The organism is Streptomyces sp. SID1328, assembly GCF_009865595.1.
GTDB classification, from domain to species: Bacteria; Actinomycetota; Actinomycetes; order Streptomycetales; family Streptomycetaceae; genus Streptomyces; species Streptomyces griseoluteus.
In genome coordinates this window covers 1-7,875 of the sequence record NZ_WWKH01001029.1, presented here as the reverse complement: position 1 = coordinate 7,875, position 7,875 = coordinate 1, and the positions used below count along the sequence as shown (strand labels likewise).

Annotated in this window: 8 protein-coding genes; 5 read left to right on the top strand and 3 right to left on the bottom strand. The window is 71.6% G+C overall.

What is annotated here, in order from left to right; translation table 11 throughout:
- Positions 1-394, top strand: a 394-nt coding sequence (locus GT030_RS33270; RefSeq protein ID WP_161204256.1) for a VTT domain-containing protein, incomplete at its 5' end; no start/stop codon positions are given.
- Between the two features lie 160 nt (positions 395-554).
- A complete protein-coding gene (locus tag GT030_RS33265) occupies positions 555-1,433 on the top strand; it encodes an undecaprenyl-diphosphate phosphatase (RefSeq protein ID WP_161204255.1) in 879 nt (292 codons plus the stop codon).
- Positions 1,434-1,440: 7 nt separating this feature from the next.
- Here the strand turns inward: GT030_RS33265 and GT030_RS33260 are convergent, their stop codons facing one another.
- On the bottom strand, positions 1,441-2,100 hold the full coding sequence (locus tag GT030_RS33260; protein ID WP_161204254.1) for an HAD family hydrolase: 660 nt from the start codon (positions 2,098-2,100) through the stop codon (positions 1,441-1,443).
- 37 nt (positions 2,101-2,137) lie between these two features.
- Positions 2,138-2,419: a DUF4291 domain-containing protein gene (locus tag GT030_RS33255; protein WP_161204253.1), complete on the bottom strand. Its 282-nt coding sequence runs from the start codon at positions 2,417-2,419 to the stop codon at positions 2,138-2,140.
- Between the two features lie 340 nt (positions 2,420-2,759).
- On the opposite strand from GT030_RS33255, the gene GT030_RS37480 reads away from it, so the two are divergent.
- The 3 genes from GT030_RS37480 (at position 2,760) to lnt (ending at position 6,802) form a co-directional block, all read left to right on the top strand.
- The gene (locus tag GT030_RS37480; RefSeq protein ID WP_346009797.1) at positions 2,760-4,073 is read left to right on the top strand and encodes a vanadium-dependent haloperoxidase; all 1,314 of its coding nucleotides are present in this window, start codon (positions 2,760-2,762) and stop codon (positions 4,071-4,073) included.
- Between the two features lie 275 nt (positions 4,074-4,348).
- Positions 4,349-4,942 carry a DUF4291 domain-containing protein gene (locus tag GT030_RS33245; protein ID WP_161204257.1) on the top strand — a complete coding sequence of 198 codons (594 nt, stop codon included), beginning with the start codon at positions 4,349-4,351 and terminating at the stop codon, positions 4,940-4,942.
- Positions 4,943-5,230: 288 nt separating this feature from the next.
- On the top strand, positions 5,231-6,802 hold the full coding sequence (lnt, locus tag GT030_RS33240; RefSeq protein WP_161204251.1) for an apolipoprotein N-acyltransferase: 1,572 nt from the start codon (positions 5,231-5,233) through the stop codon (positions 6,800-6,802).
- Here lnt and GT030_RS33235 read toward each other — a convergent pair.
- Positions 6,720-7,631 (bottom strand): Gfo/Idh/MocA family oxidoreductase, encoded by a 912-nt coding sequence (locus GT030_RS33235; RefSeq protein WP_161204250.1) that lies wholly within the window; start codon positions 7,629-7,631, stop codon positions 6,720-6,722. The genes lnt and GT030_RS33235 overlap by 83 nt on opposite strands.
- Between the last annotated feature and the right edge of the window lie 244 nt (positions 7,632-7,875).

The following is a 7,875-nucleotide window of genomic DNA, read 5'->3' as shown; positions in this document are numbered from 1 at the left end:
CACGGTGCTGGGCGCCGGGCTGGCGTTCGGGCTCGGGCGGGCACTGGGGCAGGACGCCCTCCGGCCGCTGCTGCGCGGGCGCTGGCTGAAGGCGGCCGACGGGCAGCTCAGCCGGCACGGGTTCCGCTCGATGCTGGCGGCCCGGCTGTTCCCGGGGGTGCCGTTCTGGGCGGCCAACTACTGCGCGGCCGTCTCCCGGATGCGCACGCTGCCGTTCCTGGTCGCCACGGCGCTCGGCTCGATCCCCAACACGGCCGCGTACGCCGTCGCCGGGGCCCGTGCCTCCGCGCCCACCTCCCCCGCCTTCCTGATCGCGCTGGCCGTGATCGGGCTGCCCGCACTGGCGGGTACGGCGCTGGCCTGGCGCAAGCGCCACCATCTGCGCGCACGTTGACGCCGGCGCCGGGACCTCCCTGGTGAACCCCCCGGCCCACCGGCGTTCATGACCATCGCATGACCAACCCCCTGTGAAGGCTTTGCCATCGGCGCCCGCTACGCTGCCCTGCGTCGCATGATCACCCCTACGCTCCCCAGCGCTTGGACGCCACACCTCCATGTCTTGGTTTGAATCGCTCGTCCTCGGACTCGTCCAGGGGCTCACCGAGTTCCTGCCCGTCTCCTCCAGCGCGCACCTGCGGCTGACCGCGGCCTTCTCCGGATGGCACGACCCCGGCGCGGCCTTCACCGCGATCACGCAGATCGGTACGGAGGCGGCGGTCCTCATCTACTTCCGCAAGGACATCGGGCGGATCATCTCGTCCTGGTTCCGCTCGCTGTTCGACAAGTCGATGCGGGGCGACCACGACGCGCAGATGGGCTGGCTGGTGATCGTCGGCTCGATCCCGATCGGCGTGCTCGGCGTGACCCTGAAGGACCAGATCGAGGGGCCGTTCCGCGACCTGCGGATCACCGCGACCATGCTGATCGTGGTCGGCGTGATCATAGGAATCGCGGACCGGCTGGCGGCCCGCGACGAGTCCGGCGGCCGGCACCGCAGCCCCAAGCAGCGCAAGACCCTGAAGGACCTCGGCATCCGCGACGGCCTGATCTTCGGCCTGTGCCAGGCGTGCGCCCTCATCCCCGGCGTCTCCCGCTCCGGCGCCACCATCAGCGGCGGCCTCTTCATGGGCTACAAGCGCGAAGCCGCCGCCCGCTACTCCTTCCTCCTCGCCATCCCCGCCGTCCTCGCCTCCGGCGTCTTCGAGGTCAAGGACTCCCTGGGCGAGAACAGCGAGGTCGCCTGGGGCCCGACCCTCTTCGCCACGGTCATCGCCTTCGCCTCCGGCTACGCGGTGATCGCCTGGTTCATGAAGTGGATCTCCAACAAGAGCTTCATGCCCTTCGTCTACTACCGAGTGACGCTGGGCATCGTCATCATCGCCCTGGTCACCGCGGGCGTCCTGAGCCCGCACGCGGCGGAGTCGGCGGGCTGATCCCCCTTCATGCCGACCTGTTGAACTCCCTGATGAGGCCCGACAGTTCCAGCAGGCTCTCGATGCGGAACAGGGGGAGGCGGTGGGCGTCCTTCGTGGGCCAGGTCAGTCTGGCCCAGGGGCCGCGGTGGAGGAGGGCTGTGTGGAGGCCGGCCGCTGCCGCGGGGCGGATGTCGTTGTCGAGGCGGTCGCCGACGTAGAGGATCTCGTCCGGTTCCGCGGGGACCAGGGAGGTCAGGCGGGCGAAGAAGGCCGGGTCGGGCTTGGCGGTGCCCCAGTCGGCCATGGTGCCGATCAGGTCGACGTCCGTGGCGAAGAGTTCGCGCAGGAGGCGGGCGGCGTGGGCGTCCTGGTTGCCGGCGATGCCGAGCCAGAGGCCGTCCGCGCGGAGGGCGGCCAGGGTGTCGCGGACGTCGTCGTACACGTCGGACTCGCCGAACGCCTCCGGCATCCCGGCGTCGGCCCGCCGCTCCCGCTCCGCCGCGAGGTCGAAGCCGGGCCGGAACTCCTCGAACACCTCGCGATGATCCCGCCCCTGGGCCACCACCGCGCCGAACGCCGCCGAGAAGGTGTGCCGGGGTACGCCCAGCCAGTCGGCCCAGGTCCCGTACTCCGTCGTCTCGTCCACCAGACACTCACCGACATCGAAGACCGCAGCGCGAATCATGGTCGCCAGGGTAGTGCGAGCATCCCGCCCCGGTGATCTACGCGCCCAGGTGAGTCAGCAGCCCCTCCGGCACGGGGTAGGGCGACTCCTCGGGCAGCAGGGTGCCCGCTTCCTCCGTCCGGCCGGCCCGGACCGCCTCATGGCTCTGCCGGGCCAGCGGGGTCACGTCCCGGATGCCGTCCGCGTACCGCGCGGCCACCTCTCCGGTGAGGAGTCGGACCGGCCTGCTTGGGGCTGACGCGGTGTCCGGGGTGAGGGTGCGCAGGGCGGTGCGGATGCGGTCGAAGGTCGCGGTCGGATGTTGGCCGTCGTCGGGCACGAGCCGAGATTCGTGGCGAGGATTCGACGGACGGTCACAGAGCAGGTCGACAGGCTGCAATGAGGAGCTCTCGGGTAACGAGGGAAGCGCGGTTCGCCGGGGCCCGGGGCGGATGCAGGGGCTGTCCGGCGGTGATCTCCCCACAGCGGGCGGTGAGGCGTTCCAGGGCGCCGTAGACCTGTCCGGTTCGCGGCGAGTTGTCTTGCCCACCAAGTAGGCCGTTGCTATGCCTTGGGCACTCGACTCTAGGGAGCACGCTGTGCATCAAGAGCCCCCTCTTCCCGCTCCTCCGCGTTCCCCTGCCCGGGGATTCATCTGTGCCGTCGCGGCGATCGCCCTCGTGACGCTCACCGCCGCGACAAGTCCCCCCGAGGCGCACACCCGGACCGCGGCGGACCCGGCAGCCGTGGTCCGCGAGTGGAACGCCATCGCCACCGACACGATCAAGACCAGTCTCGGCCCACGCCCCTCCGGGCAGGCAGCGATCTGGGAGGGATTCGTCTCCGTCGCCGTGTACAACGCCGTGGTGGGGATCGAAGGCGGCTACGCCCTGTACAAATGGCACGAGCGCGGTCCGGCCAAGGCATCCTCCGCGGCGGCCGCCGCCACCGCGGCCCACGACGTGCTGCTCACTTACTTCCCCGCCTTCAAGGAGCGGCTCGACACCGCCTACGCGGACTCGCTCGCCGCTCTTCCGGCCAGTCATACCAGAGACCAGGGCGTGGACTACGGAAAGCGCGCCGCCGCCCGCATCATCCAACTCCGGGAAGGGGACGGAAGGTTCGCGGACGTTCCGTTCACCGCTTCCCCGGCACCCGGGGTCTGGCGGCCCACCCCGCCCGCGTTCCAGCCCTTCATCGACACCTGGCTCGCCAGGCTCCGCCCCCTCCTGCTCGCCTCCCCGCAGCAGTTCCGGCCCGGCAAGCCACCCGCCCTCCCCTCGGCCGCTTACGCCGAGGATGTCCAGGAGCTGAAGACCATGGGCGTGAAGACCGGCTCGGGCAGGAGCGCGCAGCAGACCGAGACCGCCCTCTTCTTCAGCGGCAACCTGGTCGAACAGGTCCAGATCGCCGTACGGGACCACGCCGCCCGGCACCGGCTCGGCATCGCCGAGACGGCCCGGCTGTTCGCCGCGGTGAACGCGTCGGCGACCGACGCCGTCGTCACGGCATGGGACGCCAAGCTCCACTACGGCACCTGGCGGCCGATCACCGCCATCCGCCTCGCCGACACCGACGGCAACCCCGCGACGACGGCGGACCCGGCCTGGGAGCCGCTGCTCCTCACCCCACCACACCCGGACTACATCGCCGGCCATACGACCGTCGCCGCCGCCGTGGCACGCGCCCTGACCGGCGTCCTCCGCACCTCGCACCTCGACCTCCACGTCCCCTCCGAGGTCACCGGCACCACGCGGTTCTACGGGTCCGCCGACGACCTCAACCGAGAGGTCGTCGACGCGCGGGTGTGGGGCGGCGTCCACTCCCGCACGGCGGACGTAGTCGGCTGCCGGGCCGGCACCCGCGTGGCCGCCTGGGCGCTGGACCACTACTTCCAGCCGGTCGCCAAGGACGGCACCCAGCCGTCCCCGCGGACACGAACGGCTCGGCAGCACAGGCTCGCCGAGCCCAGGTGCGGCGACGGCACCGACTGAACCACAGAGCCGCAGAGGACCCAGTGTCGAGCCGGGTCCTCGGCGGCTCCTGCCTCGAGCACTGGATCAGCGGGGAGACTTCTCCCCCTGTATCCCTCCATCCAGGACCCCACTCATGTGAGGTCGACAGCGCACCGAGTAACCGGCCTCCTTCGGCAGTGGCTGAGTCAGCTTGTGGTGTGCTCTGGGTCTTTGCGGCCGGCGTGCTCCGTCGGATCGAGCAACGGGTCGAAAATCGGTGGTCACCTGAGCTGACCGAGCCCACGCTGTACGCCATGGAAGAACCGCTCCGCAGGATCCGCGCGCTCCACACGGCGTCCACGATTACCGTCTACCAGGCGTACTCCCCTGAGATCGGACTGCCCGCCGTCCGAGACGGCCGTTTTCCCGCCGCGTGGAAGCGTGGCCGCATGACGTGGATCAAACCCAGTTTCATGTGGATGATGTACCGCTCCGGCTGGGGCATGAAGGAGGGGCAGGAGACCGTCCTCGCCGTCGAGATCACCCGCGACGGCTTCGACTGGGCGCTGCGCCATGCCTGCCTGTCGAGTTACGTTCGCGAACTGCATCCCGATCGCGACACCTGGCAGCGTGACCTCAAGCGCGCACCGGCTCGTGTCCAGTGGGACCCCGAACGCGATCTGCACCTGCGTCCCCGGCCACACCGCTCGCTGCAACTGGGGCTCTCGGGTCAGGCATCGTCGCGTTACGCGGACGAGTGGATCGTGTCCATCAGCGACGTGACCCCGCTCGCCCACAAGATCCACGCACTCGTCGGGGACGGCGAATTGGACTCAGCCACCCGACTGCTGCCCCAGGAGCAGGGATACCCCGCCAGTACGGAACTCCTGGCCCACCTGCGTCCCTGACCGGCAATCCGGGCACAACCGCCGACGTCACCCACAGGTCACATGGCAGCACAGGTCTGTGAACACTGCGTGATGACCCACGTCATCCGGGACCGGCTCCCTGCGGCGGGGAAGCGACCCTCGCGGGCCGCCGGGACCCGATCTCGGGCCGGTACGCCTGGCACCGTGATCGTGGTGGGCCTCTCCAGATCCGGCCACCCGGAGCCCACTCTGCCACCCGATATCCCCTGTCGTAGATCGCGCGAGACGCGCACACTGGGTTGAGAGCCCTGGGGAGGGAGACTCCGGATGAGGAACACGAGGTCGGTCGGCCGGATACTGGACTCCCCCTGGCCCCGCTCCGGCGCAGCCGTCCTGGCGGGCGCGCTGCCCGTGCTCGCGTTCCCGGCGCCCGCGCTGTGGTGGTTCGCCTACGTCGCCCTCGTCCCCTGGATCGCGCTGGCCCGTACCGCGCCGACCGGACGCCGGGCCGCGCTCGACGGCTGGTGCGGCGGGCTCGGGTTCATGGTGGCCGTGCACCACTGGCTGCTGCCGAGCCTGCATGTGTTCATCTTCCTGATAGCCGCGCTACTGGGCGCGCTGTGGGCCCCCTGGGGCCGGCTGGTGCGCCGTTTCCTGGGCGGCACCCCCTCCCCCGCCCGCGCCTCGGCCGCCCTGCTCGTCCTGCCCTCCGCGTGGCTGGCGGTGGAACTGGTCCGTTCCTGGCAGGGTCTCGGCGGCCCCTGGGGCATGCTCGGCTCCACCCAGTGGCAGGTCGGCCCCGCGCTCCGCCTCGCCTCGGTGGGCGGGGTCTGGCTGCTCAGCTTCCTGGTGGTCGCCGTCAACGTGGCGCTCGCGGTGCTGATTTCGGTCCCCACCTCCCGCGTCCCCGCCGTGGCCTCCCTGCTCGCCACCGCCGCCGCGACGAGCGCCGCGTACGCCTGGGCCCCGCGCGCCGACGTGGACGGACGGGCGCGGATCGCGGTGGTCCAGCCCGGCGTGTACGACGGCCCGGAGCAGCGGTTCGCACGGGAGGAGACGCTGACCCGGCACTTGGCGGGCCGGGACGTGGACCTGATCGTCTGGGGCGAGAGCAGCGTCGGCCACGACCTCGGTGACCGCCCCGGCCTGGCCCGCAGGATCGCCGCCCTGTCCCGGCAGACCGGCGCCGAGATCCTGGTGAACGTCGACGCCCGCCGCTCGGATCGCCCCGGCATCTACAAGAGTTCGGTCCTGATCGGCCCGGACGGCCCCACCGGTGACCGGTACGACAAGATGCGGCTGGTCCCGTTCGGCGAGTACATACCGGCCCGCGCCCTGCTCGGCTGGGCCACCTCGGTCGGCAAGGCGGCGGGCGAGGACCGGCACCGGGGCACGGAGCAGGTCGTGATGGACGCGGGGCGCCTGCGCGTCGGCCCGCTGGTCTGCTTCGAGACCGCCTTCCCCGACATGGGCCGCCACCTCACCGAGGACGGCGCCGACATACTCCTCGGCCAGTCCGCCACCTCGTCCTTCCAGCACAGCTGGGCCCCCGAGCAGCATGCCTCGCTGGCCGCGCTGCGGGCCGCCGAGACCGGCCGCCCCATGGTGCACGCCACCCTGACCGGCGTCTCGGCGGTCTACGGCCCCGACGGCGAACGCGTCGGCCCCCGGCTCGGCACCGGCGCGAGCGCCGCCCACGTGTACGACGTACCGCTGGCGCACGGCGTCACCCCGTACGTCCGGCACGGCGACTGGCCGGTGGACGGCGCGCTGCTGGTGCTGGCGGTGCTCGGTGTGACGGAGGGCGTGCGGACGCTCAGGCCGCGCCGGACGGGTCCTGAGCCGCTCGTACCACGCGCTCGCACAGCTCGTGAGTCGCCAGCGCGTCCCGTGCGCTGACCGGTTCGCCCGCGCGGACGGCGTCGAGGAAGGTGAGGACGGCGCCCTCGATGCCGCGCTGCCTGGACACCGGCACCCAGTCGCCCCGGCGGCGCACGGTGGGCTGGCCCTTGTGGTCGATCACCTCGGCGAGGTTGATCACCTGGCGCTTGGTGTCCTGCCCGGAGACCTCCAGGATCTCCTCGGCCGAGCCGCTGAGCCGGTTCATCACGCCGAGCGCGGTGAAGCCGTCCCCGGAGAGCTGGAGCACGACGTGGTGGAGCAGCCCGTCCTCGGTACGGACCCGCACCGTGACGTCGTCCACCGGGCCGGGGACCAGGAAGCGCAGGGTGTCGACGACGTGGATGAAGTCGTCCAGGATCATCGAGCGTGGTTCCTCGGGGAGGCCGACCCGGTTCTTCTGGAGCAGGATCAGGTCGCGTGGGTGCTCCAGGACCTGCGCGTAGGCGGGGGCGTAACGCCGGTTGAAGCCGACGAAGAGCGGCACGTCCCGGCGCTCGGCCAGCTCCACCAGCTTCTGGGAGTCGGTGAGTTCGTAGGCGAGCGGCTTGTCGACGTACGTGGGGACGCCCGCTTCCAGGAGCCGGGTGACGATCTCCGGGTGGACGGCGGTGGGCGCGTGCACGAAGGCCGCGTCGAGCCCGGCGTCCAGCAGCGAGTCCAGCGTCTCGTGCCGCTGCCCGGCGGGCAGGTGCAGCGAGTCGCCCACGGCGGCGAGGGTGGCGGGGGTGCGGGTCTGGAGGTGGAGGTCGAGGCCGGGCTGTGTGCCGAGGACCGGCAGATACGCCTTCCGCGCGATGTCGCCGAGTCCGATGCAGCCGACCTTCACCTGGGTACTCCCTACCGCTGTTCCGCGTGCTCGTCCTCGGCAGCATACGGCCGTAGCCGGCCGGCGATGCCGTGGAGGGACCGCAGCGGCATCGCCGGCCGGCTACGGCCGCACGGCGTCACCCCGCGTCCGCGCCACGCCCTCCCCACGGGGCGAGAGATCACTCGTGCGGGGCATGGCGGCACGTCGGTGGTGGAAGGCGGGCGAAGGGGTGCGCAGAGTGGGCGGGTGGATCGAACTTCGT